At 63.0% G+C, this 25,452-nt stretch carries 23 protein-coding genes; 10 read left to right on the top strand and 13 right to left on the bottom strand.

Annotated elements, in window-relative coordinates:
- Positions 1-25: 25 nt before the first annotated feature.
- From ABDZ98_RS11605 to acsA, 5 genes are read right to left on the bottom strand one after another with little or no spacing between them, the layout of a single operon-like run.
- Positions 26-283: an acyl carrier protein gene (locus ABDZ98_RS11605; protein WP_343808010.1), complete on the bottom strand. Its 258-nt coding sequence runs from the start codon at positions 281-283 to the stop codon at positions 26-28.
- A complete protein-coding gene (locus ABDZ98_RS11600; RefSeq protein ID WP_343808007.1) occupies positions 280-1,473 on the bottom strand; it encodes a dihydrolipoamide acetyltransferase family protein in 1,194 nt (397 codons plus the stop codon). The genes ABDZ98_RS11605 and ABDZ98_RS11600 overlap by 4 nt, the downstream gene beginning before the upstream one ends.
- Positions 1,474-1,475: 2 nt before the next feature.
- Entirely contained in the window at positions 1,476-2,450 is a 975-nt protein-coding gene (locus tag ABDZ98_RS11595; RefSeq protein ID WP_343808004.1) for an alpha-ketoacid dehydrogenase subunit beta, read from the bottom strand.
- Positions 2,447-3,442 (bottom strand): pyruvate dehydrogenase (acetyl-transferring) E1 component subunit alpha, encoded by a 996-nt coding sequence (pdhA, locus tag ABDZ98_RS11590; protein WP_343808001.1) that lies wholly within the window; start codon positions 3,440-3,442, stop codon positions 2,447-2,449. The genes ABDZ98_RS11595 and pdhA overlap by 4 nt, the downstream gene beginning before the upstream one ends.
- Positions 3,439-5,184 carry an acetate--CoA ligase gene (gene acsA, locus ABDZ98_RS11585; RefSeq protein ID WP_343807998.1) on the bottom strand — a complete coding sequence of 582 codons (1,746 nt, stop codon included), beginning with the start codon at positions 5,182-5,184 and terminating at the stop codon, positions 3,439-3,441. Before acsA ends, pdhA begins: the two co-directional genes overlap by 4 nt.
- Before the next feature lie 237 nt (positions 5,185-5,421).
- Between acsA and ABDZ98_RS11580 the strand changes: the two genes are divergently transcribed.
- Positions 5,422-6,417, top strand: coding sequence for a ribose-phosphate diphosphokinase (locus tag ABDZ98_RS11580; RefSeq protein ID WP_343807995.1), 996 nt, complete (start codon positions 5,422-5,424; stop codon positions 6,415-6,417).
- On the opposite strand, the gene ABDZ98_RS11575 is transcribed toward ABDZ98_RS11580, so the two are convergent.
- The 4 genes from ABDZ98_RS11575 to ABDZ98_RS11560 form a co-directional block, all read right to left on the bottom strand.
- Positions 6,408-7,511 (bottom strand): hypothetical protein, encoded by a 1,104-nt coding sequence (locus ABDZ98_RS11575; protein ID WP_343807992.1) that lies wholly within the window; start codon positions 7,509-7,511, stop codon positions 6,408-6,410. The genes ABDZ98_RS11580 and ABDZ98_RS11575 overlap by 10 nt on opposite strands.
- 243 nt (positions 7,512-7,754) lie before the next feature.
- Positions 7,755-10,376 carry a cation-translocating P-type ATPase gene (locus ABDZ98_RS11570; protein WP_343807989.1) on the bottom strand — a complete coding sequence of 874 codons (2,622 nt, stop codon included), beginning with the start codon at positions 10,374-10,376 and terminating at the stop codon, positions 7,755-7,757.
- A gap of 3 nt (positions 10,377-10,379) precedes the next feature.
- Complete coding sequence (locus tag ABDZ98_RS11565) at positions 10,380-11,381, bottom strand: sodium:calcium antiporter (RefSeq protein WP_343808951.1); 1,002 nt, start codon at positions 11,379-11,381, stop codon at positions 10,380-10,382.
- 5 nt (positions 11,382-11,386) lie between these two features.
- Positions 11,387-11,557 (bottom strand): hypothetical protein, encoded by a 171-nt coding sequence (locus ABDZ98_RS11560; protein ID WP_343807986.1) that lies wholly within the window; start codon positions 11,555-11,557, stop codon positions 11,387-11,389.
- Between the two features lie 107 nt (positions 11,558-11,664).
- Between ABDZ98_RS11560 and ABDZ98_RS11555 the strand changes: the two genes are divergently transcribed.
- The 6 genes from ABDZ98_RS11555 (at position 11,665) to ABDZ98_RS11530 (ending at position 18,682) form a co-directional block, all read left to right on the top strand.
- The gene (locus ABDZ98_RS11555; protein WP_343807983.1) at positions 11,665-12,990 is read left to right on the top strand and encodes an erythromycin esterase family protein; all 1,326 of its coding nucleotides are present in this window, start codon (positions 11,665-11,667) and stop codon (positions 12,988-12,990) included.
- A complete protein-coding gene (locus ABDZ98_RS11550) occupies positions 12,972-13,646 on the top strand; it encodes a dienelactone hydrolase family protein (protein WP_343807980.1) in 675 nt (224 codons plus the stop codon). The genes ABDZ98_RS11555 and ABDZ98_RS11550 overlap by 19 nt, the downstream gene beginning before the upstream one ends.
- The gene (locus tag ABDZ98_RS11545; RefSeq protein WP_343807977.1) at positions 13,643-14,311 is read left to right on the top strand and encodes a phosphoribosyltransferase; all 669 of its coding nucleotides are present in this window, start codon (positions 13,643-13,645) and stop codon (positions 14,309-14,311) included. The genes ABDZ98_RS11550 and ABDZ98_RS11545 overlap by 4 nt, the downstream gene beginning before the upstream one ends.
- A gap of 116 nt (positions 14,312-14,427) precedes the next feature.
- A complete protein-coding gene (locus ABDZ98_RS11540; protein WP_343807974.1) occupies positions 14,428-15,168 on the top strand; it encodes an ABC transporter ATP-binding protein in 741 nt (246 codons plus the stop codon).
- Positions 15,165-17,528 (top strand): ABC transporter permease, encoded by a 2,364-nt coding sequence (locus ABDZ98_RS11535; RefSeq protein ID WP_343807971.1) that lies wholly within the window; start codon positions 15,165-15,167, stop codon positions 17,526-17,528. Before ABDZ98_RS11540 ends, ABDZ98_RS11535 begins: the two co-directional genes overlap by 4 nt.
- On the top strand, positions 17,528-18,682 hold the full coding sequence (locus tag ABDZ98_RS11530) for an efflux RND transporter periplasmic adaptor subunit (RefSeq protein WP_343807968.1): 1,155 nt from the start codon (positions 17,528-17,530) through the stop codon (positions 18,680-18,682). Before ABDZ98_RS11535 ends, ABDZ98_RS11530 begins: the two co-directional genes overlap by 1 nt.
- Before the next feature lie 18 nt (positions 18,683-18,700).
- On the opposite strand, the gene ABDZ98_RS11525 is transcribed toward ABDZ98_RS11530, so the two are convergent.
- A complete protein-coding gene (locus ABDZ98_RS11525; protein WP_343808949.1) occupies positions 18,701-20,248 on the bottom strand; it encodes an MBL fold metallo-hydrolase RNA specificity domain-containing protein in 1,548 nt (515 codons plus the stop codon).
- 171 nt (positions 20,249-20,419) lie between these two features.
- On the bottom strand, positions 20,420-21,232 hold the full coding sequence (locus ABDZ98_RS11520) for a universal stress protein (protein WP_343807965.1): 813 nt from the start codon (positions 21,230-21,232) through the stop codon (positions 20,420-20,422).
- 333 nt (positions 21,233-21,565) lie between these two features.
- Here ABDZ98_RS11520 and ABDZ98_RS11515 point away from each other — a divergent pair, with 333 nt between their 5' ends.
- A complete protein-coding gene (locus ABDZ98_RS11515; RefSeq protein ID WP_343807962.1) occupies positions 21,566-21,784 on the top strand; it encodes a hypothetical protein in 219 nt (72 codons plus the stop codon).
- A gap of 24 nt (positions 21,785-21,808) precedes the next feature.
- On the opposite strand, the gene ABDZ98_RS11510 is transcribed toward ABDZ98_RS11515, so the two are convergent.
- Together ABDZ98_RS11510 and ABDZ98_RS11505 are read right to left on the bottom strand one after the other, a co-directional pair.
- Positions 21,809-22,432 carry a response regulator transcription factor gene (locus ABDZ98_RS11510; RefSeq protein ID WP_343807959.1) on the bottom strand — a complete coding sequence of 208 codons (624 nt, stop codon included), beginning with the start codon at positions 22,430-22,432 and terminating at the stop codon, positions 21,809-21,811.
- Between the two features lie 4 nt (positions 22,433-22,436).
- Positions 22,437-23,789 carry a sensor histidine kinase gene (locus ABDZ98_RS11505; RefSeq protein ID WP_343807956.1) on the bottom strand — a complete coding sequence of 451 codons (1,353 nt, stop codon included), beginning with the start codon at positions 23,787-23,789 and terminating at the stop codon, positions 22,437-22,439.
- Here ABDZ98_RS11505 and ABDZ98_RS11500 point away from each other — a divergent pair.
- Together ABDZ98_RS11500 and ABDZ98_RS11495 are read left to right on the top strand one after the other, a co-directional pair.
- A complete protein-coding gene (locus tag ABDZ98_RS11500; RefSeq protein WP_343807953.1) occupies positions 23,739-24,314 on the top strand; it encodes an NAD(P)H-dependent oxidoreductase in 576 nt (191 codons plus the stop codon). The genes ABDZ98_RS11505 and ABDZ98_RS11500 overlap by 51 nt on opposite strands.
- Before the next feature lie 11 nt (positions 24,315-24,325).
- Positions 24,326-25,342 carry a zinc-dependent alcohol dehydrogenase family protein gene (locus ABDZ98_RS11495; protein WP_343807950.1) on the top strand — a complete coding sequence of 339 codons (1,017 nt, stop codon included), beginning with the start codon at positions 24,326-24,328 and terminating at the stop codon, positions 25,340-25,342.
- Positions 25,343-25,452: the final 110 nt, after the last annotated feature.

Raw genomic sequence — 25,452 nt, 5'->3', positions numbered from 1 at the left:
CAGGCTGCGGGCAGAGATTTCGCCCTCAGCCGTGCCTGTCTGCCAGTACGGTTTGCAGATGATCGATGCCGCCGCGCAAGGTGGTGAGCTTGCCGACATCCGCATCGCTGATCTCAACCCCCAGCCGAGTGCTCAGAGCTACCACCAGATTGTAGATATCCATCGAATCGAGATCGAGCACCTCGCGCAGGTCCTCGTCATCGCCGATGCTGGCACCGGCGCTTTCCGGAGCGATGGCGGCAAGTTCTTCAAGGATCGCGGTACGCAATTCGTCTGTGGTCATAGGTCCTCCGGATGCTGGAGAAGGTCGTCGATCCGGCGCAGCAGCAGCGCGCCGCGATGGCCATCGCTGACCCGGTGATCGGCGGCGAGAGAGACGCTCAGGACCGGGCGAACGGCCAGCTGGTCCCCCACGGCCCACGGGCGCGGCAGAGGCGTGCCGAAGCCCAGTATCGCCACTTGCGGCGGGTAGATTACCGGCAGCAGCGCTTCCACGCCTCGGTCGCCCAGCGCAGAAATTGTCACGGTGGGATCGGCAATTTCGGAGGAGCGGAAACCGCCCCGGCGCACGCGGCCCACCAGGTCACGGATGCTGGCCATCAGTTCGGGGAGGGCGAGCGTGTCGGTATCGTGGATCGCCGGGGCCGCCAGCCCGCCGCCGCGGATGGCGATGGCCAGCCCTGCGTGGATGCCTGCGCTGGCGGTAAATCGCCCCTGCTCGTAAAAACCGTTGAATTCGGGAAAATCGCGCAGGGCCAGCGCGGTGGCCTTCATCAGCAAGGCCCCCATCAGCAGGCGTTGAGCCGGGGGATGCTGTGCGTTGAAGCCGTCCAGCCAGCTTTGCGCGGCATGCATATCCACGCTGTGGGTCAGGTAATAATGCGGAATTTCCCGCTTCGATCGCTCCATTGCCCCAGCAATCGCCCGGCGCATCGGCCCCATATCCGGAGCGGCGGGGCGAGCTTCTGCTGGCAGAGCCGCCTCCACATCCGCGCGCTGCACCGCGCCGTGGGGACCCGTGCCGGTGATGGCGGCAAGATCGATCTCGCGTTCGGCGGCAAGCCTGCGTGCTGCGGGTGAAGCGCGAAGGCCCGGTGATTCCGGTGCTGGCGGGCGAGGGGTGGGCCGGAGTGCCGCAGGGGGAGCCGCTGGAGCTGGTGCAGGCGCTTGCGGCGAGACTTGCGTGTCAGTGGTCTGTATGGGCGCTGTCTGCCCGGCGCTGGCGGCTATACTGGCACCTTCTCCGACAATTTCCGCAAGAGCCGTCCCCACCGGCACCTTTGTGCCCGGTTCCACCAGCAGGCGGCCAATTTGCCCATCCTCGAACACTTCGACTTCGATCGCGCCTTTTTCCGTTTCGACCACGGCGATGATGTCCCCGTGGCGCACGTCATCGCCCGGCTGCTTCAGCCATTCGACCAGCGTCCCGGCCTCCATATCCGCGCCGAGCGAGGGCATGGCAAAGATGCCCATGACTATCGGCCCAGGGTTTCATGGACCGCGGCAATGATCCCGGCGATGCTGGGCAGTGCGGCTTCTTCCAGATGGCGGGCATAGGGGATGGGCACTTCGGCGCTGCACACGCGGGCAATCGGCGCGTCGAGATTCCAGAACCCGCCTTCGACAATGCGCATGGCAATCTCTGCCGAGATGCTGCCCGACCGCCAGCCTTCATCCACGATCACGGCGCGCCGGGTCCGGCCCACGGTGGCCAGGATCGCCGCATCGTCCAGCGGGCGCAGCACGCGCAGGTCCAGCACTTCGGCGGAAATCCCTTCGTCCGCCAGTGCATCGGCAGCGGCCAGCGTCTTGCCCAGACTGCCGCCATAGGTGATCAGGCTGATATCGGTGCCCTGACGGCGGATTGCCGCGTGATCGATATCCACCTGAACATCGTCAGCGATGTCTCCTGCCTGATTATACAGCAGCGCGTTTTCGAAGATCAGCACCGGATCGGGATCGGCCAGCGCCGGGGTCAGCATTCCGCGTGCATCCTCGATTGTAGCGGGAGCCAGAATGCGCAGGCCGGGGATGTGCGCGTACCACCCTTCAAGGCTGTGCGAATGCTGCGCGGCCAGCTGCCGCCCGCCGCCCGTGGCCATGCGAATGACCAGCGGGACGGAAAACTGCCCGCCGGACATGTGGCGGATGGTGGCGGCATTGTTCATGATCTGGTCGAGCGCCAGCAGCGAGAAATTGCAGGTCATGATCTCCACGATTGGCCGCATTCCGCCCAGCGCCGCGCCGATCCCGGCACCGGTAAAGCCACTTTCGGACAGCGGAGTATCGCGAATGCGCTCCGGCCCGAATTCCTCCAGCAATCCCTTGGAAACGGCATAGCAGCCGCCATAATGCCCAACGTCCTCACCCATCAGGAAAACGCGCGGATCGGCCTGCATGGCGGTGCGGATCGCCTCTCGCATGGCTTCGCGGTAGGTGGTCTGGATCATGTCCGCTTCTCCGCGCCGACATGATGCAGCAGCGTTTCTACCGATTCCCACGTGCCCGCTTCGGCAAAATCGACAGCAGCGGAAACTTCGGCGGCGATTTCCTGTTCCAGTGCCGCCACATCCTCTTCGCGCAGTTCACCGGCGGACAGGGCCCATTCCCTGAAGCGGGTGATCGGCCCGCGCCCGGTCCATTGTTCGACTTCCTCCTTGGAGCGGTAGAGCTGCGGATCGAACATCGAATGGGCGCGGAAACGGTAGGTGCGGCATTCCAGAAAATAGGGTCCGTCGCCGTTCCTGATGGCGCTGGTCGCGCGCCGTGCCGCTGCTTCCACATCGACCACGTTCATGCCGTCCACCGCTTCGGCGGGCATATTGTATCCGGCCGCCTTGGCGTGAATGTCAGTCTGCGATTCAGACAGTTCCAGCGCGGTGCCCATGGCATAGAGATTGTTCTCGCACACAAACAGCACGGGCAAGTTCCACAGCGCCGCCAGGTTCAGGGATTCGTGAAATTCGCCTTCTGCCGCCGCCCCTTCGCCAAAGAAGCAGGCTGTCACGCGGTTGCGGCCCTGCATCTTGTCTGCCAGCGCCAGACCCACGGCCAGCGGCAGTCCGCCGCCGACAATGGCATTTCCGCCATAGAAGCGGGTTGCGGCATCGAACAGGTGCATCGATCCGCCGCGCCCGCCGCTACAACCTTCCTGCTTGCCATACATTTCCGCCATGATCGCGCCTGCGGAAACGCCGCGCACCAGCGCGTGCCCGTGCTCGCGGTACGTCGCCACCACCGCATCTTCGGGGCCGAGAGCCTGCATCACGCCCACCGCCACCGCTTCTTCGCCGATGTAAAGATGCAGGAAGCCGCGGATCTTCTCCCTGGTGTAAAGTTCGGCGCATTTTTCCTCGAACCGGCGGATGCGCAGCATCTGGCGCAGCAGTTCGAGGCAATGGGCATGGTCGAGCCGGACCCTGGTGTTTGCGCTATCGGTCATGCGGGGGATTCCAGTGTCGAGAGATCGCCTTCGGGAAGGCCCAGTTCGCGCGCCTTGAGCAGGCGGCGCATGATCTTGCCCGATCGTGTGCGCGGCAGGTCGGCGCGGATCTCGATCTGGCGCGGTGCAATGGCAGCGCCCAGTTTCAGCCGCGCGTGGCCGAGCAGTTCCCTGGTCAGCTCTTCCCCCGGTTCATATCCGCGATGCAGGGTCACGAACGCCTTGACGATTTCCCCGGCGCGTTCGTCGGGGATGCCGATCACTGCCGCTTCGGCCACGGCGGGATGTTCCACCAGCGCGCTCTCCACCTCGAACGGGCCGATCAGATGGCCGGAAGACTTGATCACATCATCGGCCCGGCCAACGAACCAGTAATAGCCATCAGCATCGCGCGCGGCCATGTCGCCGGTCAGATACCAGCCGCCCTTGAAGGTGGCGGCGTAGCGTTTTTCTTCATCCAGATACTGGCGGAACATCGATGGCCAGCCCGGTCTCAGGGCCAGTTCGCCAATCTCCATCGGGACATCGGTCGGGGTCACGCTGTCGCCTTCGACCTTGACGATGCCCGCCGTGATACCGGGCAGGGGCTTGCCCATGGAGCCGGGCTTCACATCCATCGCCGGATAATTGGCGATCATGATCCCGCCGGTTTCTGTCTGCCACCAGTTGTCGTGGAATGGCCGCCCGAACACCGCATTGCTCCACACCACCGCCTCGGCGTTCAATGGCTCGCCCACGCTGGCCATGAAGCGCAGGGACGAAAGGTTGCGCTGCTGCGCCAGTTCAGCGCCGGATTTCATCAGCAGGCGGATGGCGGTGGGCGCGGTGTACCAGACGGTGACCTGTTCGCGTTCGAGCAGTTCATACCAGCGCCGCGGATCGAACTCAGCCTCGTCGATGACCATGGTCACGCCATTGGTCAGCGGAGCGATGATTCCGTAGGATGTGCCCGTGACCCAGCCCGGATCGGCGGTGCACCAGAATATGTCACCTTCGCGCAGGTCGAGCGCGATGCGCCCTGTGGCATTATGGGCAACCACCGCTTCGTGAACATGCACCGCGCCCTTGGGCCGCCCCGTCGTGCCGCTGGTGAAATGGAGCAGGGCCATGTCCTGCGGCGAGGTGGCCACCAGTTCGAAATCGGGGCTGGTGGCAGCCAGTGCGGCGGCCAGTTCGGTGGTATCCGGATCGTCTGACGGACCGGTAAGGAATACATGTTTCAGCGACGGCAACTCGGCCCGGGCCGGGGCGATCTTGCGCTGGTAGTCGCGCGGCGATGCGATCAGCACGTCGGCCTTGCCGATGGTCATGCGCGCACGCACCGGCTCTGGCCCGAATGCCGAATAGAGCGGGCAGAACACGCCGCCCGCCTTCAGCGTACCCAGCGCGGCGATATAGAGTTCCGGCACCCGCCCCAGCAGCGAATAGACCCGCGTTCCCGGTCCCATCCCGCGATCCGCCAGCATCCGTGCGAAGCGATCCGTTTCCCGCTTCAGGTCGGCATAGCTGTAGCTGCGCCTGTCCCCGTCCTTGCCCAGCCAGCGCAAGGCCTCTCTCGCGCCATGGCCATGCGCCACGTGGCGGTCGATCGCCTCATGGGCAATGTTGAGCCCGCCACCCGGCAGATAATCCAGCCAGCTGCGAAAATCGTCCCATCCCAGCGTTTCGAGGGCGCGCTCGATATCGGGGAAATTGGCTTGGCGGCGATCTTCTTCCGATTTGCGGATCAGTTCGCTGGCCATGATCTGTTTGCGCCCCCTTGCTAACGGCACAGGCAGTCTTGCCCGGCAGCATGGCCAAGTAACTAAGGGAATGTCCGAGTATCCCGCGGATCGCGCGCCGCGGAAATCTACCTAGTGAGTTGGCCCGCAGTCCTGACTAATCATGATCCGGGCATGCAAGTTCGGGGCACAGGCAAGTTCGGGGCACATGCAAGTTCGGGGCAGGGGCCACACCCCCGCGATCAGGAGGCTGACGGAATGACGCTGGCGGAAAATCCACTGCTGTTCGCCCTTGGTGCAAACCACGAGTTCGCCCAGCGGATCGCCTTCCGGCTTGGTCTGACCATCTCGCCGCATGAGGAGCGCGATTTCGAAGGCGGCGAGCACAAGACACGCCCGCTTGTGGAAGTATCAGGGCGCAATATCTTCGTGGTCTATTCGCTGCATGGCGAAGCCGGTGCATCGGCGAATGACAAGCTGGTTCGGCTGCTGTTCTTCGTCGGTGCGCTGCGCGATGCAGGGGCCGCACGGATCACCATTGTGGCTCCCTATCTGGCCTATAGCCGCAAGGATCGGCGGACGAAGCCGCGCGATCCGGTGGCCACCCGCTATGTCGCTCAGCTGATGGAGGCTGTTTCGGCGGACAGCATCTTGACGGTGGAGGTCCACAACCTCAGCGCGTTTGAAAACGCGTTCCGGTCATGCCGACCCGAACATATCGCCACGGCGGGCTGCTTCGCAGACCATATCGCCGGAATGGCGCAGGAAGGGGAGAAATTCGCCGTCGTCTCCCCCGATGCAGGTGGCAACAAACGCGCTGAATTGCTGCGCCGGATGCTGGAGGAGCGGTTGGGCCAGCCGGTGATGAAAGGCCTGATGGACAAGCACCGCAGCAGCGATGTGGTGTCCGGCACGCAGTTTGTGGGCGATGTGGCGGGCTGCACGGCGATCATCTTTGACGATATCATTGCCAGCGGAACCACCATCCTGCGGGCGGTGGATGCCAGCAGGCAGGCCGGGGCAGACCGCGTTATCGCCGCTGCTGCCCATGCCAGATTTACCGCGCAATCACCGCTGTTCGGCCCCGGCGCGCCGGACCTTGTGCTGATAAGCGATACCATCCCGCTGCCCGCTGGGCTTGCTGACAAGGCGCTCTCCATGATCGAGGTGGTCGAGGTTTCCGCGCTGGTCGGCGATGTCATCGGCCAGATCGTCAGCGGAGACTCTGTGAGCGATTTGCTGCCTTACGGCTGAGCGGAGGGCAGGGCGCGCATCAGGTAATCCCGCGTCTGGCGGGGCCAGCGATCGGGTGTCCTTGGGGAGGGGTCAAGCCGGTGCTCGATTGAAAGCCGGGCACGCAGGCAGGCCTGATAGCATCTGTAGAAACGCAGCAATTCGTCTGGCGGACGCCTGCCAAGCCGCTGCGCAAGGCCATCGATAAGCCGCGGCCCAATCCACGGCGCGCCCAGTCTTTCGCATTCCAGCCCCAGGAAGGTGATTTCGGCAAAGGGGTCGGCCATCCGCAGCCGGTCGTCGAATTCGAGCCGGTCGATCACCAGTAATTTATCGCCCATCACGATATGTTCGGGCTTCAGGTCGCCATGCCCATCCACGATCCGCCCGTGATCGACCAGGTCCAGCAGCATCTGTTCATGCGTTTCGAGAAAATGGGTCAGCAGGGTGATCGGGGGATCGACCAGATGCTTTTCCAGTGCGAAACGCGGATCGGTCAGGCTGGTACGGACGCGGCCGACGATCTCGTGCCAGATCGCCAGAAATTCCTCGCCAGAGATATCAGCGGGCGGCTGGCGCGCGTAGAAGTTGGACAGCAGGGCGCATAGTCTGTCGATCTCGGCGGCAGAGACCCGGTCCTGCAATATGCGCTGATCCAGCCCCTGCGAAGTATCCAGCCGGCGCATGACCACCAATGGCTCTATTGCCTCGCCTTCGCCGTCAATCGCCAGAGTACCGTCCGGAGCACGGGTAACGCTGGCGCAGCCCAGATAGACATCGGCGGCAAGCAGGCGGTTCAACTCTACTTCGCGGCGGCAGAAATGCTGACGCGCCGCGAGACTGCGCATGTCCATGTGCTTGAGCTGGATCGCCCGTTTGATCTTGTACACGCGGTCTCCGGCAAAGAAGACGAGCGACATGTGGGTTTCCAGAATCTCCACGCTGGCGGGCGCGTGCGGCCAGACCTGCGGATTGCACAGGAATGAAATCACCTCCTCCTGCCCGGTGCCGACGGCACGGCTCAGGATCTGCGTCAGGTTTTCGGGCAGGGCCGGGACGGGCTGCTCAACAGATGGCTTTGCTGGCGGGGAAACAGGCGGGTGGTCTGCTGCCATGCCGGGATCATCAACCGCAGGTCTGGCGCGGGCTTCGGGAGCCGGGCATGCAAGGTCCGCTCGCACGCTGCATCCCGTCACGATATCCCATCACGACCGGGCACGGGCCAGCGCCATCGTGCTTTCGATATCGTTCAGAATCAGCGCGTGACTCATGTCCGTTGTTCCATTCCATCAGGCCCTGTTGCTGCCTGAGATGAAATGGGGCGGCATTACGGATTGGTACCTACACCTGCGGGCCGTTCATGAGTGCGGTTGGCGCCGCTTGCGGAAGGCGAGGTCATGGTGGCCGCCGCTGAACAAGTGGCGCGCCGCCAGAGCCTTGAGCCATTCCAGCAGGAGCAGCACGCCGATACCGGTGCCAACGATCGCGGCCCCCTGGGGCAATTCCAGCATGTCGAACTTCAGGAACTTTCGCACAGGATCGACCGTCAGGATCAGTGCGGACACTGTGGTAACGATGGCCAGAATGAACACCAGCGCGCGGTTCTTGCGGTAGAATGCCTTCACCAGCGATGCGCTGAATGACCGGTTGACCAGTATCAGGGCCAGGATCACCGCGATCAGCGCGAAGAACATCAGCCCGCGCCACTGTCCTTCGGGCAATTGCCAGTAGACCGCGGCAAGATAGACCACCGCCAGAGCTGCAAACGCCAGAACGCCCTGAAGAACGCTCCACGCGATCACCGGTAGCGACAGGATCGACTTGCGCGGATCGCGCGGCTTGCGCGACATGGTATCGGCTTCGGGCGATTCCGCCTCGAACACCAGAGCGCATACCGGGTCGATCACCATTTCCAGCAGGGCAATGTGGATCGGACCGAACAGCAGCGGCTGGCCCATCAGCAGCGGCATCAGCGTGAGGCCGGCAATCGGCACATGCACGGCGAAGATGAACGCCATCGCCTTGCGGATATTGTCATAGATGCGGCGCCCCAGGGCGACGGTGCGGACGATGGAATCGAAATCGTCTTCCAGCAATACGATGGAAGCCGCCTCACGCGCCACATCGGTGCCGCGCTTGCCCATGGCGATGCCGATATGCGCGGCCTTGAGCGAGGGCGCATCGTTCACCCCGTCACCGGTCATGGCAACCACTTCGCCGCGAGCCTTGAAGGCCTCGACAATGCGCAGCTTTTGTTCGGGCAGGATCCGCGCAAACACGCTGACTGTGGCCAGCCTTTCAGCCAGGGATTCGTCGCTGAGAGCATCGAGCGCCTCTCCGGTCAGGACATCGCCGTCTGCAATGCCTGCGGCGGCGGCGATGGCGCTGGCGGTGACCGCATAATCGCCGGTGATCATCACCACCCGGATGCCGGCACTGCGGCATTGCGCGATGGCGGCGGGCACGGACTGGCGCAGCGGATCGGCCAGGCCCAGCAACCCGGCGAAGTTATAGCCGTATTCGTCGAGCGGCACGCCAGGGCGCGGATCAGCCAGACTGCTCAAGGCCACGCCCAGAACCCGGATGCCCTGGCGCGCCATCGCATCGGCTGCCTGGGTCAGCTTGGCCAGTTTAGCGCCTTCCAGGCGGCACAGGCGGGCAATCGATTCCGGTGCGCCCTTGACGGCGATTGTCGACAGCCGGGATGCGCCAAGCTCCTGCCATTCATTGGCCATCACGCGCAATTCGGGCCGGAAGCCGTGGCCGTTTGTCAGCGCCATACCGGCGCCTGCCATAAGACCGCTTTCACCGGCTGCCTGATGGATCGCGACATCCATCGGGTCGACCGCCACGGCCGGGCTTGCCAGCGCGGCGCCGTTGAGGATTTGCGCGAACGGACCGGTCACGGTCTCTCCCGAACCAACGGAGATTTCACCTGCCGAGGGCTGCCACAGGCGGACCACGGCCATGCGGTTCTCTGTCAGCGTACCGGTCTTGTCGGTGCACAGGACAGTGGTCGATCCCAGCGTTTCGATCGCGGCGGCGCGGCGTGTCAGCACTCCTGCCTGTCCGATCCGCCATGCGCCCATCGCCATGAAGACGGTGAGGACTACCGGGAATTCCTCCGGCAGAAGTGTCATGGCGGTGGTGATCCCGGCCAGCACCGCATCTATCCAGCTGCCACGGGTGAAACCGTACAGCAGCACCACGATCACGGCGATTGTCGCTCCGCCCAAAGCGCTGATGCGGACGATGCGCGCGGTTTCCCGGCGCAGCCGCGGCGCTTCGGTATCGAGCGCTGCCAGCGATTTGCCGATGCGGCCCATCTCGCTGTCGCTGCCAATTGCCACCACCTGCGCCATCCCGCGTCCGCGCGAAATCATCGATCCGGAATAGACGAACGGCTGGTCTTCACCGCCGGGCCGCCGGGTCAGGGGCGGTCCCGCTTGCTGCGCCTGCGCGCATTTGCGCACCGGCATGGATTCGCCGGTCAGCAGCGATTCGTCGACATACAGATCTTCCGCCTCCAGCAGCTGAGCGTCCGCCGCCACCCTGTCGCCTGCGTCCAGCACCAGCAGATCGCCGTTGACCACGCTGGCGCCGGGAATTCGCTGCTGGCGGCCATCGCGTATCACCAGCGCTCGCGGAGCGGACAGGTCGCGCAGCGCCTCCAGCACATGTTCGGTGCGGGTTTCCTGTATGGCGGTGACGGCGACCGAGAAAGTGGCGAAGGCCAGCAGGATCAGTGCTTCTGCAAGGTCGCCCAGCACCATGTAGATGGCGCCGCCTGACAGCAACAGCGCCAGCATCGGCTCACGCAGGACTTCACCGATGATGCGCAGCGCCGTCCTGCGATCTCGCTGCGGGATCAAATTGGGTCCGTCCGCCTTCAGCCGCAATTCGGCCTCGCGGCTGGTCAGGCCGCCCATCACTGCGCTGGCTGGTACATCAGTGTCGGTTGAGGATTCTGACTGCATCATCGCCTATTGCTCGATCAGGAAGGTGGCATAGGCGCTGAACAGATACACGACGAGCAGGGAAATGCTGATCCAGCTGATCTGCCCCCTGATCCTGCTGGCTGGCCTGAACAGCAGGGCGACGATGAATATTCCCGACATCACCACTGCCGCCAGTGCGGTGACTGCGTGCGCCGGGGAAACCGAAGCCAGCAGCGATCCCTTCATGTACAGGGCATCGTCTATCGCCAGGATCAGCACGTCGAACAGATTGCTGCCCAGCAGGCCGCCGATAGCCATGTCGACAACTTTCAGACGCAGTGCGGTGACCGTCACCACCAGTTCCGGGACGGATGTCGATGCGGCGATCAGCAGCGTGCCCACGAATGTCGTCTGCCAGCCCATCACCTCGGCAATTTCAAGCCCGACGAACGGCAGCCAGGCCCCCGCTGCAATGACCACACCGGCGGCGGAAACGTAGTGAATGATCGCTTTCCTCAGCGCCTTGTCGGATCGCTCGTCAGGCTTTGAACCACTGCCGTTGGTCCGTCGCTGGTAGTCGAATCCCGCCCGCATCGCCACGAAGTAGAGGATCACCAGAAGCGGGCTGAAGATGCTGATGTGAAAGACCCTGAAGTCCATGCCCATGTTGTTCAGCAATATGACCGCCCCCACCGTGCCGATCAGGATGGTGCCGAACCCGGCGGTCAGGATATGGCCCTGGTCGATCTGCCGGAAAAGCGGCACGGGGCGGCTGAACTCGTCGAGTATGACAAGCATCAGCAGGTTGAAGATGCAACTGCCCAATACGTCTGCCACGGCGATGTTGGGGGCATTGGCCAGCGTGACGGAACTGATCCCGGTTACCAGTTCGGGCAGGGAGGTGGCTGTCGCCAGCAGGATGACGCCGGTCCAGGTCAGTGAAAGGCCGGTTTCCCTGGCAATCCGCTCACCGCTCTTGACCAGAACCGGCCCGGCAAGCGCGATCACCAGCGTGCACAGGGCAAATTTGGACCAAGGCAGGATCACTTCGATCAATACAGAGCTCCCGGCTTCATCGAGGTAGGCGAAAGATCGCCCGGCTGCGTTAGGGGATATTCCTGATCGTCGGCACGTTTGGCACCTTCTAGTTCGGATCGCATTGGCGCTTCAAGCCATGGAAAGCCGGTTAATGGGTTGACCATGATCAAAGCGAGAAATGCCATGGAGGAATAGCTGGCAATCAAGTGGCGGCTTCATGTGTGCAAGACGGCTTGGCCGATGCACCAGCCACAGCGGAAACCACCGCATTGCCTTGGTGGAGGTGCAATTCATGACGGTTCATGCTCGCCTGCCACAGGTTTCCGCCGAATTGACCGATATCCTGCGCGCGAACGCGGAAAATCTGCCCAGCCCCGACGCGCCCGATTTCGCCGATCTGTTCGAGCGTTTCGGCGATGCCCGGATCGTGATGCTGGGCGAGGCGACCCACGGCACCCACGAATTCTACGCCGCGCGGGCACAGATCACCCGCCGCCTGATCGAACGGCACGGCTTCAATATCGTCGCAGTCGAAGGGGACTGGCCGGACATTGCGCAGATCGACGATTATGTCCGCCACGGCTCTGCCCGCCCGCGCAGCGGTGAAGCGTTTGTGCGTTTCCCCACGTGGATGTGGCGCAACCAGGAGGTGCTGGCCTTTGCTGACTGGCTGCGCGGCCACAATGCCAACCTGCCCGAAGATGCGCAAACCAGCATGCGCGGGCTGGATGTCTACAGCCTGCGGGAATCGATCCATGCGGTAATCGCCTATCTTGGTGAGCGGTACCCGGATGAGGCAGAGGAGGCGCGGCGCAGCTATGGCTGCCTGACCCCGTGGCAGGATGAGCCACAGCGCTATGGCCACGCGGTTGAGCGCGGAGGGCTGGCGGATTGCGAAGGGGCCGTGCTGGCGCAGCTCCAGGATCTGCTGGACCGGCGGATGGACCTGATCGCGCATGACGGGGAATCCTATTTCGATGCCGAGCAGAATGCCCGGATCGTCCGCGCCGCAGAGGCCTATTACAGGTCAATGTACCGGGGCGCGGTGGAGAGCTGGAACCTGCGGGACCGGCACATGTTCGATACGCTGCAGGCCCTTATGGCGCACCGCAAGGACGCCAGGGCGGTGATCTGGGCGCATAACTCGCATGTCGGCGATGCTTCGGCCACGGCGATGGGTTGGCAGGGCGAATTCAACATCGGCGAGCTGGTGCGCACTGCCTATGGCGAGCAGGCCGTGCTGATCGGCTTCGGCACCGATCGCGGCACCGTGGCTGCGGCGTCGGATTGGGGCGGCCCGATGGAAGTGAAGAAGGTGCGGCCGGCGCGCGATGACAGCTGGGAAGGGGCGTTCCGCCGGACCGGCCTTGCCCGCAGCCTGACCGACTGGCGCGGACGCCGCAAGCGCGAGCTGGTCTCGGCCTTGTCGGCATCGTTGCTCGGCCGGGCGATAGGCGTTGTCTACCGCCCGGAAACCGAGTTCCTGAGCCATTACTTCGAAGCTGTTCTGGCCGACCAGTTCGATGCCTTCGTGTGGTTTGAGGAAACCCGCGCGGTAACGCCATTGGGACGCGAGCGGCCCCACGGTGCGCCCGAAACATGGCCGTTCGGACTATGAACCCGGTTCAGCCCCCACCCGGTTGCAGCGTGATCGAGATCGGCCCGCAGCGGCTGGCCGCCTTTCTGGGCATTCCCGACGAAGCGCAGGGCATTGTGATTTTCGCCCATGGCAGCGGCAGTGGCCGCCTCAGCCCGCGCAACAATTATGTTGCGCAGCGCCTGCGCGATGCTGGGTTTGCCACGCTGCTGCTCGATCTGCTGTCACCGCAGGAGGAGCGGGATCGCAGCAATGTCTTCGACATAGACCTGCTGGCCGCGCGCCTTGGCCAGGCGGCAGACTGGGTCGAGGATGACCCGGAGACCAAGAATTTGCGGATCGGCTATTTCGGTGCCAGCACCGGTGCCGGTGCGGCCTTGCGCGCAGCTGCGGAAGATCCGCGCATTCGCGCCATCGTCTCGCGCGGGGGCAGGGCGGACATGGCCGGACGGAATGCCCTGGCTCTTGTCGATGCGCCCACGCTGCTGATTGTCGGCAGCCGTGATGATATCGTGATCGACCTCAATCAGGCTGCCTTTGGGGTGATGCGCTGTGTGCGCGAACTGGCCATCGTTCCGGGTGCCAGCCACCTGTTCGAAGAACCCGGCACGCTGGACGAGGTTGTCGAACTGGCGATTGGCTGGTTCCGCAAACATCTGGGAGATCCCGGGACATGATCGGCATGCGCTTTACGGATCGGCGGCAGGCGGGGCGCTTGCTGGGCGAGGAAATCGTCGCACTGGATCTTGCCGACCCGCTGGTGCTGGCGCTGCCGCGCGGCGGTGTGCCGGTTGGATATGAGGTGGCCAGAATTCTGGGCGCGCAGCTTGATATCCTGATGGTGCGCAAGATCGGTGCGCCCGGTCATGAGGAATACGGGATCGGGGCGGTGGTTGACGGTGCCTCGCCGCAACTGGTGATCGACCAGAATATCGCGCGCATGGTGGGCGCGGATGAAGCCTATATCTCCCGTGAAGTTGACCGCCAGCTGGCTGAAATCGAACGGCGCAGGGCGATCTATCGCAGCGGACCTCCGATCCCGCTGAAAGGCCGGACCGTGGTGGTGGTGGATGATGGGATTGCGACCGGAGGCACGGTCAAGGCTTCCCTGCAGGCCTTGCGGCGGTCCGATGCCGGGCGGCTGATACTGGCCGTTCCTGTCGCGCCAAGGTCTACCTTGAACGAGCTTTCCGCCATGTGTGACACGGTAGTCTGCCTGATGACGCCCGAACCGTTCTATGCCGTGGGAGCGCATTATCAGGATTTTGGACAGACGGACGATGCCGAGGTGGTCCAATTGCTGGCCGATGCGAAGGCATGGATCAAGTCATCGGCGAAGTGATTTGCCTGCCGAAATTCCGAAGCTGGCGATCGCTGGCCCGAGGCGCGCGTTGAAATACGTATTTCCCTGCCGCAGGATGTGCCGGAACCGTGGATTCACACGAAAGGCAGGCTTTCATGGACAGAACCGTCAGCGATCTCGGTGCCGGCATGCCTGAGCTGGCCTTTCGCGGCACTGGCCTGACCAAGACCTACCAGACCGGCGATACGCAGGTGCATGCGCTGCGCGGCGTGGACCTGACGATTGAGGCAGGCGAAATGCTGGTCTTGCTGGGCCCGTCGGGCAGCGGCAAATCGACCTTCCTCAACATTGTCGGGGGGCTGGACCGGCCAACCTCCGGTTCGCTCACTTACGATGGCACCGATCTGACCGAGCTGTCCGAACGCGAGCTGACACGGTTCCGGCGTGCGCATGTCGGCTTCATCTTCCAGTTCTACAACCTCATTCCCAGCCTGACGGCGGAAGAAAACGTGCGCCTGGTGACCGACATTGCCAGCAAACCGATGGACCCGCTGGATGCGCTGGCGCTGGTTGGACTGGCCGACCGCAGCGACCATTATCCGGCCCAGCTTTCCGGCGGCGAGCAACAGCGCGTGGCGGTGGCGCGGGCGATTGCCAAGCAGCCCTCGGTGCTGCTGTGCGACGAGCCGACCGGCGCGCTGGACAGTGCCACGGGTGTGCGCGTGCTGGAGGCGCTGGAGCAGGCGCACCGCGAGCTGGGCACCACCGTGGTGATCATCACCCACAATGCCGGGATCGCCAATATGGCGCACCGCGTGTTCCATTTCCTCGACGGGCGGATTGCGCAGGTTGTGGTCAATGACAAGCCGATAGAACCGGGGCAGATCGCCTGGTGAGAGCGCTCAACCTCAAGCTGCTGCGCGACCTTTGGCATATGCGCGGGCAGGCGCTGGCGATTGCCGTCGTGCTGGCGGCCGCCACCGCAACCTTCGTGCTTTCGCTGGGAGTCCACCGCTCCCTGATCGAGACGCGCGATGCCTATTATGCGCAGAACCACTTCGCCGATGTCTTTGCCGGAATGACGCGTGCGCCGCGCAGCATCGTGGCGCGGATCGCGGAAATTCCCGGGGTGCAGCGTGCCGAGGGATCGATCCAGCAATATGCCACGCTGGATTTCCCGGAGCGCATCGTGCCGGTGCGTGCGCTGATCAATTCGGTCGATGAATATGGGCGCGACAAGCTCAACCTTGTCACTCTGCGCAGCGGACACATGCCGCGCCCGGGCAGGCCCGACGAAGTGGTGGTGGACGAGATATTCGCCCGCGCCAACGGGCTTGGCCTGTCAAGCCAGGTGGATGCGCTGGTCTATGGCAGCAAGCAGCGGCTGCGCATTGTCGGCATCGGGCTGGCCCCGAACTACATCTGGGCAATCCCGCCCGGCGATCTCACCGCCGATGAGACACGCTTCGGCATATTCTGGATGGGGGCCAAGGCGCTGGAGGCGATGACCGACCGCACCGAAGCGATCAATTCGCTGTCGCTGACGATGGAGCGGGGTGCATCGCGGCCCGATATCATCCGCGCGGTGGACCGGCTGCTCACCCCCTATGGCGGCACCGGTGCCTTTGGCCGAGAGGATCACATATCGCACGCTTTTCTGGACAGCGAGCTGACCCAGCTGGAGGCGATGACAGGCATAATCCCGCCGGTGTTCCTGCTCGTCTCGACCTTCCTTGTGTACATCGTGCTGGGCCGCATGATCCGCACAGAGCGCACGCAGATCGGCCTGATCAAGGCGTTTGGCTATTCTGATTTCGCCGTTGGCTGGCACTATCTCAATTTCGCCATGGTGATCGCGCTTGCGGCCACGGTCCTGGGATCGATCGCCGGTATCTGGCTGGGCCATCTGATGACCGGTCTGTATGGCGAATATTATCGATTTCCCTTCCTCTATTACCGCATTTCGCCGGGCGTGTTCCTTGGCGCGGCAGCGCTGTCATTCGGCGCGGCCGGGCTGGGCGCGCTGGGCGGAATGCGGGCGGCGGTGAAGCTGACCCCGGCAGCGGCCATGTCTCCGCCGCCGCCGCCGGTCTATCGTGCGGGCATGATTGAGCGGCTGGGCAGGGCTGGCGGCTTCACCCCCATCGGCCACATGATCGCGCGGCATATTGCCCGCTGGCCGGGCCGTTCCGCGGTAACGGTGCTGGGCGTGGCACTTTCCACCGGACTGCTTTTCTCCACCATGCAGTTCATCGATTCAGCGCACTCGATGCTGGATTCCTTCTTCTTCCGTTCGCAGAGACAGGATCTGTCGGTCAGCTTTACCGAACCGCGCAACCAGGATGTGCTGCATGCGCTGGCGCAGATACCCGGCGTGTTGCGAGTGGAATCATCGCGCGGTATCCCGGTCCAGCTGAGCAGCGGCAACCGCAGCGAACGAACGGCCATCGAAAGCAGCGCGCAGGGCGCGCAACTGACCGCGCGGATCGATGCCGACGGCAGTGAGATCACGATGCCGACCGCGGGGCTGATGCTCAGCCGGCAACTGGCGGACAAGCTGCAACTGGGGGCGGGCGACAAGGTGATGGTGGAGATGCTTGGCGGACGACAGACCCAGGCCTTCCTTCCCGTGACCAGCATCGTGGAGGAGTTCATCGGGGAGCGCGCCTATGCCTCGGAATCGACCCTGATGTTGATTTCGCGCGATGCATCGCCGGTGGGGACGGCGTTACTGCGGATCGATCCTGCTGCCCGCGATTCGATTATCCTGTACCTGAAGGACTTGCCGCTGGTGCTGGGCGTGACCGAGCGCGGGGCATCAATGCGCAAGTTCCAGGAGATCATCGACGACAACATCTTCACCATCCTGTTCTACTACATCGCCTTTGCCTCCGCGATTGCGGTGGGCGTGGTCTATAACAGCGCGCGAATACTGTTTTCCGAACGGGCGCACGAACTCGCCACGCTGCGGGTGCTGGGCTATCAGAGCCGCGAGGTGGGCATGGTGCTTCTGGGTGAAATTGCCATGCTGATCGTGGTGTCGGTACCGTTTGGCTGCCTGATCGGATATGGCATGGCACAATTGATGACAGCGATGTTCAGTTCCGACCTTTTCCGCATGCCGTTTGCTCCGATGCGATCCACCTATGGCTGGGCGATCGTGATCGTGCTGCTGGCGGCGATCCTCACCGCGCTGGTGGTGTCGCGGCGCGTGTTGCAGCTGGACATGGTCCGCGTGTTGAAGGCGCGCGACTGATGGGCGCGAAGATCAAGCGCTGGCGCTGGGCCATACTGGTGGTCGCTTTGTTGGTGGGCGGGCTGGTATTCGCCTTCTGGCCAGCCGCCACGCCGGTCGACACGGGCGAAGTCTCGCGCGGCCCGATGGCGGTCGGGATAACCGATGACGGTGTCACCAGGGCGCAGGAATTCTATGTCGTGTCGGCTCCGGTCACGGGATATCTGTCGCGCATAGAGCTGGAAGCGGGAGATACCGCCACGCGCGGTACGCTGATCACGCAGATGACCGGCCGTCCGTCCACCCCGCTCGATCAGCGCAGCCAGCGCGAACTTGGCGCGGCGCTGGCGGCGGCGCGGGCGGCACTGGCCGGGGCTGACAGCACTCTGGAACAATCGCGCCGCGATCTGGCGCGGGCCGAGGAGCTCGCCAGCCGCGGCTTCCTGCCCCGTGCTCAGCTGGAAGCGGCCCGTACCAGAGTGGCTGGCCACGATTCCGCAGTGCGCCAGGGCCGTGCCGAAATTGCTCGCCTGCAGGCGCTGATGGCTGCGCCCGGCGGCAATGCTGCAGGCCCTGCGGTGCCGGTTCGCATGCCGGTGAGCGGGTCAATTCTTTCGGTCATCAATGAAAGCGAAGGGGTGATCGCGGAAGGCACGCCGCTGGTCACCATCGGCGATCCCGCGCAGATAGAGGCAGTGGTCGATCTGCTGTCACGCGAAGCGGTGCGGGTGCAGCCGGGCGATCCGGTGGAGATCACCCAGTGGGGCGGCCCTGAACCGCTGGCGGGCAAGGTCGAGCGGATCGAACCTTTCGGCAGGCTCAAGATTTCCGCGCTGGGGATAGAGGAGCAGCGGGTCAATGTGATCATATCCTTCGATCCCGCATCTGCCGGGCAGGTCGCGCGGCTGGGCCACGGTTACCAGATCGACGCGACGATCATCCTGTGGCGCGATCAGGATGCGCTGCGCGTGCCCATCGGGGCACTGTTTCGCGACCCGGAAGGCAATTGGAGCGTGTTCGTGGATGACGCAGGCCGCGCACGTCAGCGGCAGGTACGGATCGACCACATGAACGATGAATTTGCCGAAGTCCTGGATGGGCTGGCCCAGGGCGATCAGGTGGTCCTGAACCCCGGCAACGCCCTTGCAGACGGAATGCGGATCAGCCCGCGCTGAATTTCGGCCGCCCGATTTTCACTCATCCTGTTCGTGGTGGCGGCGATCGTTCATGGCTTCGGTATAGGCGTCGAGCACCTGGCGCATTTCCTCGATCGCCTTTTGCCGCCTGCGCTCGTCCTTGATTGAGGTGAGGCGGTTCTTCAGCCCGGTGATGAAATCGGCGTAATTGTTCTGCCAGTCGCGGCCGATCGCCTGCTGGATGTCCGCCGGACCTGTGGCGATGCGCTTTGCCGGCTTGCCTGCCGCCAGTGCATAAGTCTCACCGATTTCGGGAATGCGTACGGACAGCGCGGGGTCGCGCCGTTGCAATTCGCGCCGCAGTTCCTCGACTGCCGTAGGCTCGCCATGATCGAGGAACAGGCTGCCCGCAATCGGGCCGCGTTCGGCGATCCAGTCCAGCAACTCATCCTTGTCGGCATGGGCGGAATAGTAATCGATATGGCGGATCTGGGCATTCACGCGCACGTCGGTGCCGGAAATGCGCACGGCCTTCGCGCCTTCCAGGATGACCCGGCCAAGCGATCCCTGCGCCTGAAACCCCACGAACAGGATCGTTGAGTCGCGGCGATGGAGATTGTGGGTCAGATGATGGCGGATGCGCCCGCCCTCGCACATGCCCGAAGCGGCCAGGATGATCGCTCCGGAAATCGAATTCAGGCGGATCGATTCGCTCACATCGCTGGTGAAATGAAAGGATGGATGGGCAAAGATATTGTCGCCGCCAGTATCTTCCAGACGGGCTGTGTACTTCTCGAATACGTCGGTCACCCGGCTTGCCAGCGGCGAATCTATGAACACCTGCAGATTGGGGTAACTGCCCGACTTCTGGATCAGCGCCAGGTCCAGCAGCAGCTCCTGCGTGCGCTCAAGGGCGAATGCGGGGATGATCAGATTGCCGCCACGGATCAGCGCCGCGCGCACTTCTGCCTCCAGCATGTTGCGCCGGTCCTGTGCGCTCACCCGTTCGCGCTGCCGATCGCCATAGGTGGATTCGCACACCACGTGATCGAAGCCCGCCGGGCCTGCGGGATCGAGCTGGAAGGCCTTGTTGTCCGGACCGATGTCGCCCGAACACATGGTGCGCACGCCCGCCGCCTCCATCTCTACCGATGCCGCACCCAGAATGTGGCCGGCATTCCAGAACCGGCTGCGGAAGCCGGGCGCGGGCGCGAACCATTCCTCCAGCTCCACCGGCCTGCACATCCGCCATGCGGCCAGCGCATCCCCCTCTGTGTACAATGGTTGGAAAGGGGTTTCTCCCGCCCGGTCGCGCCGTCTGTTGCGCCTGGCGGTGTCTGCCTCCTGAATCCGGCCGGCATCGGCGAGCATGTATTCAAGCAGGTCGCAGGTCGGCTGCGTGCACCAGATCGGGCCGTTGAAGCCGCGCGCGACCAGTTTTGGCAGCAGGCCGCTGTGATCGATATGCGCATGGGTCAGGACCACCGCCGATATGTCGGACGGATCGAAGGTGAACCGGCCATGGTTCAGCATTTCCAGCGTGCGCGAACCCTGGAACATGCCGCAGTCGACCAGTATCGACCTGTCACCCGCGGTAAACTGCATGCACGATCCGGTGACTGTTCTGGCAGCGCCGTGGAATGTCAGCGTAAATGGGTGGTCAGACACTGCCTGCAAATCCCCTCTGCCGCTTTGCGCGGTCAATTGATGTTAGTGATTATGCAGACTGGTTGCCGGAACTGGCAAGCCTCGCCGCCGGATTGTCCGCGTCCTGCGTCAATGGCACAGCAGGATGGGCAATTCCGGATCGGTGATCATCGATCGGCTGACGCCGCCCAGAATGCGTTCCCGCAATCTGGAATGCCCATATGCACCCATGACGATCAGACCGGCCTCACGCGAATGCGCGGCATGCATCAACGTATCGCGAATGCCGCCGGACGATTGCGGCAATTCGACCATCGTGGCTTCGATGCCGTGGCGGGCGAGATATCGTGCGCCCTCGATGGCGGGGAGGTCGAATTCGGACCTCTTCTCCTCGATCACGCTGAGCAGATGCACGGCGCTGGATCGTTGCAGCACAGGTACGGCAGCTCGCAGCGCGCGCGATGCCTCTGGCGAGCCGTTCCAGGCCACGACCGCGGGAACCGATGGATCGAAAGTGGTGCATTTTTCCGGCACCAGCATCACCGGCGTGCGGGCTCCGGTCACGACTTCGGCGGCAACGTCCGAGTAGGAAGTCTGCCCGAATGGTTCGGCGCATGCTCCCATCACAACGACATCGCTCAGGCCGGCGTGAACCTTCAGGCGCAGCTGCGCCAGGCCATCGTCCAGAACCCAGTCCCACGGCACATCTTCCCTGGCGAGCCGGGTTTTCACCGTGGTGGCCAGATTTTCCGCATTTTCGCGCAGGATCGGATTCAGCTGCAGCGCCATATTGCCGTAAATGTCTCCGGGCACCCCGAATTCATAGGGCAGGACCTGAAGGCAGGTCACATGCCCGTCAAAGGTTCGAGCCAGATCGAACGCCACCTGGATGCGCGCATCAAGGCATGGATCGTCGTGAATATGCAGCAATATCGAGCGCATTCGGTCCTCCTTCGCGCGATCGGACAATAGACGGCGCGCGGTGGAGATTAGCGGCAATCGTTGGCCGGTAACTAAGGGTATATCCTGACATCCAACCTCGTAGATTTCCCTATTTCGGCTGATCCGTCGCCTGAGCCAGAGTGCACCATCAAATTGAGCATCAAGGATGCGGGAGTGGAAGTGTCTCGGTGGAGCCTCGTCAGACTTGAACTTGCGCCCACGGTGGGTTTTCCAAAAGGCTCGCCGAGTAGATTCTATCTGTTACGCCTTCCGCTATTCAGGGATGGGGCGATCGATATTGCGGCCTTGCTGGCGACACCGCGCAACGCGACCGTGCGCAGGTTCTGGCCCAACGAGCCCGATCGGTCAGGATACATCATCCGCAACGATGTGGGCTGGGCGTTTTCCTACCCATTCGGCGAAGTTGCCGAAAACGACCTGTTTGAGGCTATCCAGCAGGACATCCGACCAGGCGGCGAACTGCGCATTTTCGAGAGAGACGGCAGTGACATGCTCTATCGCATCAAGTCGGTGTTGCCGGAGATGTCCTGACTGCCGGCTGTTGCGTGATGACTGCTAGTCTTCAGTGCCTTCACCCATCCCGGCGGCGAAGGCGATCCGCAGCAGATCGGACAGATTGTGGACGTCCAGTTTGCGCATCAGATTGGCGCGATGGATCTCCACTGTTCGCGGACTGATGCCCAGATCGTAGCCAATCGTCTTGTTGGGGTGCCCTTTGACCAGCCCGTTGAGCACATCGTGTTCACGCGCGGTGAGGGCATTCAGTTGCAGCTGCGCGTCAACCTGGCGCTTGCCATTGTCCGACGAGTTGCCGAGGCGATTGAACCCCTCCTCGATGGCCTGGATCATCACTGATTTGTCGAACGGCTTCTCGATGAAGTCGATCGCGCCGGCCTTCATCGCCCGGACCGCCAGTTCCACGTCACCATGGCCGGTCATCACGACGACAGGATAGGTCACTCCGCGCTCGTTCAGCTGTGCCTGGACTTCGAGCCCGTCCACTCCTGGCATGCGAATGTCGAGCAGGACGCAGCCGGGATCGAGGTGCTTGGTCACTTTCAGGAATTCCATGCCGTTGGGATAGGAATGGACATCAATTCCTGAAGTCTTGAGCATGAAGCCGACCGATCGGCGGACGGATTCATCATCATCTACAAGATAGACCGGGAACTCAGACATCGTTCTACTCCGTCTCGGCTTCGGCTTCGGGGTCGGTTTCAGATTCGGTTTCGGCTCTGGCTTTGACTTCAACAAGAGTGAAGTTGAATGCAGTCCCGCCGAAATCCGACGGTTCGACCCAGATTCTGCCGCCGTGCGAATTGATGATCGTGTGGCAGATGGAAAGGCCCAGGCCCATGCCGCTCGGCTTTGTGCTCATGAAGGGATGGAACAGTTTTTCCGCGATATGTGCTTCCAGTCCAGGACCGCTGTCCGTGACCGTGACCTTCACCATGCCTCCGGCTGCCGCTTCGCTGGAGATGATCAGCTTCTTGACCGGCGATTCTTCCATTGCCTCCAGCGCATTGCGCACCAGGTTGACCAGCACCTGCTGAATCTGGACGGGATCGATCAGCACCATGTCATGATTGCCATCAAGGCGTGTGGCAAAATCAACATTGCGCGAATCGCCGTTGATCAGCGCAAGCGCCGTCGCTTCCTTGATCACCCGTTCAAGGCTGCAGGACTGGCGATCCGTTTCTCCGCGTGAAATGAAGGTGCGAAGGCGCTGGACAATCTGTCCCGCGCGCAAAGCTTCCTGGCCGCAATGTTCCAGCGCATCGCGAACCAGTGCGAGTTTTTCCGGATCCGGATCTTCCAGCAGGTCGCGTGCAGACTGGGCGTAATTGCTGACGGCCGTCAGCGGCTGGTTGAGTTCATGGGCGATGGAAGTGGCCAGCGCACCCATCGACGATATTCGCGAGACATGGGCGAGCTCTGCCTGAAGATTGTGCAATCGTGTTTCAGTCTCCCGCCTTTCGGTCAGGTCGCGGATGAAGCCTACGAACAGGCGCACTCCTTCCACGGCCAGTTCCCCGATGGCAAGTTCGACGGGAAAGGTTGCGCCATCGCGGTGCCGCGCTGTTGTCACCCGGCCGATCCCGATTATTCGTTTCTCACCCGTTTCGAGATAGCGCGAAACATAGCCATGGTGCCGTTCGCGATCAGGTGATGGCATCAGAACGCTGACGTCCTCGCCAATCAGGTCAGCCTCGGCATAGCCGAACATCTGTTCGGCACCCTTGCTGAAAGAGCGGATGTGCTCTTCTTCATCGATCACGACCATGGCGTCGGGCACAGTATCTATCAACGCGTGCAAGGCTGTCGCACGCCCGAGGGCCATCTCCATCAACGTGTCCGGAGAGACTTCCGTGTTCTTGAAACCTGCCAATTTGACGGTCCTTTGACACCCTGTCTGAACGAAAGTCCTATCCTTACGGATATCTACGCATTTAGGAAGCCCACATTGCAGGCGATCAGATGATGCATGAGCAGGATTCTGATCTTGAATGGCCATCCGCACGATGATCCCGATCATTTCGTGCACGCTCTGGCTGCTGCCTATGCAGCCGGTGCTGACGATCTGCATGAAACCCGCCGGATCGACATTGCCCGACTGGATTTTCCGATCCTGCGCGATCCCGGAGACTGGAAATCCGGTGACTTGCCCGAAAGTTTGCGCGACGCGCGCGATGCGCTGGAGTGGGCCGATCATCTGGTGATCATCTATCCCTTGTGGCTGGGGGACATGCCCGCGCTGCTGAAGGGTTTCCTTGAACAGATCGCCCGGCCCGGCATTGCCATCGAACCGAAGGAAAGCGGCATGTATCGCCAGCTGCTGAAGGGCAAATCGGCCAGGCTGATCGTCACCATGGGTATGCCGGCGATCGCCTATATGCAGTTCTTCAGAGGTCACAGCGTCAAGAGCTTCAAGCGCAACATCCTGCAATTCGTGGGCATCAAGCCGGTACGCGTGTCGATCATCGGCATGGTCGATCATAGCGACCGCCACCGTCGCAAATGGCTGCGGAAGGTCGAGCGTCTGGGCCGATGGGGCCGGTAGCGGGCGCCGATATGCCCGCAGGCAAAACCATGATGCGCGCCATGCAGTGTGATGGTGCCGGGCAGCCACTGCACATGACCCAGCGTCCGATGCCACAGGCAGGGCAGGGCGAGATCGTGATCGAGGTGGGGGCATGCGGCGTATGCCGGACCGACCTGCACATCATCGACGGCGATATTTCCGGCAAGCTGCCGATCGTACCGGGCCATGAAATCGTCGGTCGGATCATCTCCATGGCTGATGATGTCAGGGGTCTGTCCCTTGGCCAGCGCGTGGGCGTGCCGTGGCTGGGCCATACGTGCGGGCAGTGTTTCTATTGCTGCTCGGATGCGGAAAACCTGTGCGATCATCCACAGTTCACCGGCTTCACCCGCGATGGCGGCTTTGCCAGCCACGTGGTGGCCGATGCCCGCTATTGCTTCGACATCCCCGAACGGTTCAGCGATGCAGAAGCGGCGCCGTTGCTGTGCGCCGGCCTGATCGGCTATCGTTCCTTGCGCATGGCCGCAGATGCCCAGCGCATCGGCTTTTACGGTTTTGGTGCCGCCGCGCACATCCTGGCCCAGATCGCATTGTGGCAAGGGCGCGAAATATACGCCTTCGTGCGGCCGGGTGACCGTCAGGGTGAGAAATTCGCGCGCGCCCTGGGCTGCAACTGGGCCGGCGGATCGGATGAAGCGCCTCCGGTTGAGCTGGATGCTGCGATCATATTCGCACCGGTGGGCGCGCTGGTCCCCGCTGCCCTGCGCGCGGTCCGCAAGGGCGGGACGGTGATCTGCGCGGGCATTCACATGAGCGACATTCCCTCCTTTCCCTACCACGACCTTTGGCAGGAACGCTCCATCCGGTCGGTTGCCAACCTGACCCGCGCGGACGGCGTGGAATTCTTCGCTGCCATCGAACAGGTGCCGCTGACCACTGCGATAGAAACTTTTGCGCTGGGTGATGCCAATGCGGCGCTGACCAAGCTGCTCAATGGCCAGATCAAGGGTGCGGCGGTGCTGATCCCTCAGGACCAGCAAGCCTGATCACCGCGGCGCCGCTCTGCGGCTGCAATGCTGGCGCCGTGCCTGCGCAGCGCCTTCCCGGATACGGAGGTTTCCGTATCACGATCCTGCACCGGCCATTTTACTTTCTG

The organism is Alteraurantiacibacter aestuarii, from assembly GCF_039523595.1.
Classification (GTDB): domain Bacteria; phylum Pseudomonadota; class Alphaproteobacteria; order Sphingomonadales; family Sphingomonadaceae; genus Alteraurantiacibacter; species Alteraurantiacibacter aestuarii.
Note: the sequence above shows the minus strand (reverse complement) of the source record. Positions and strands in the feature narration are given on the sequence as shown.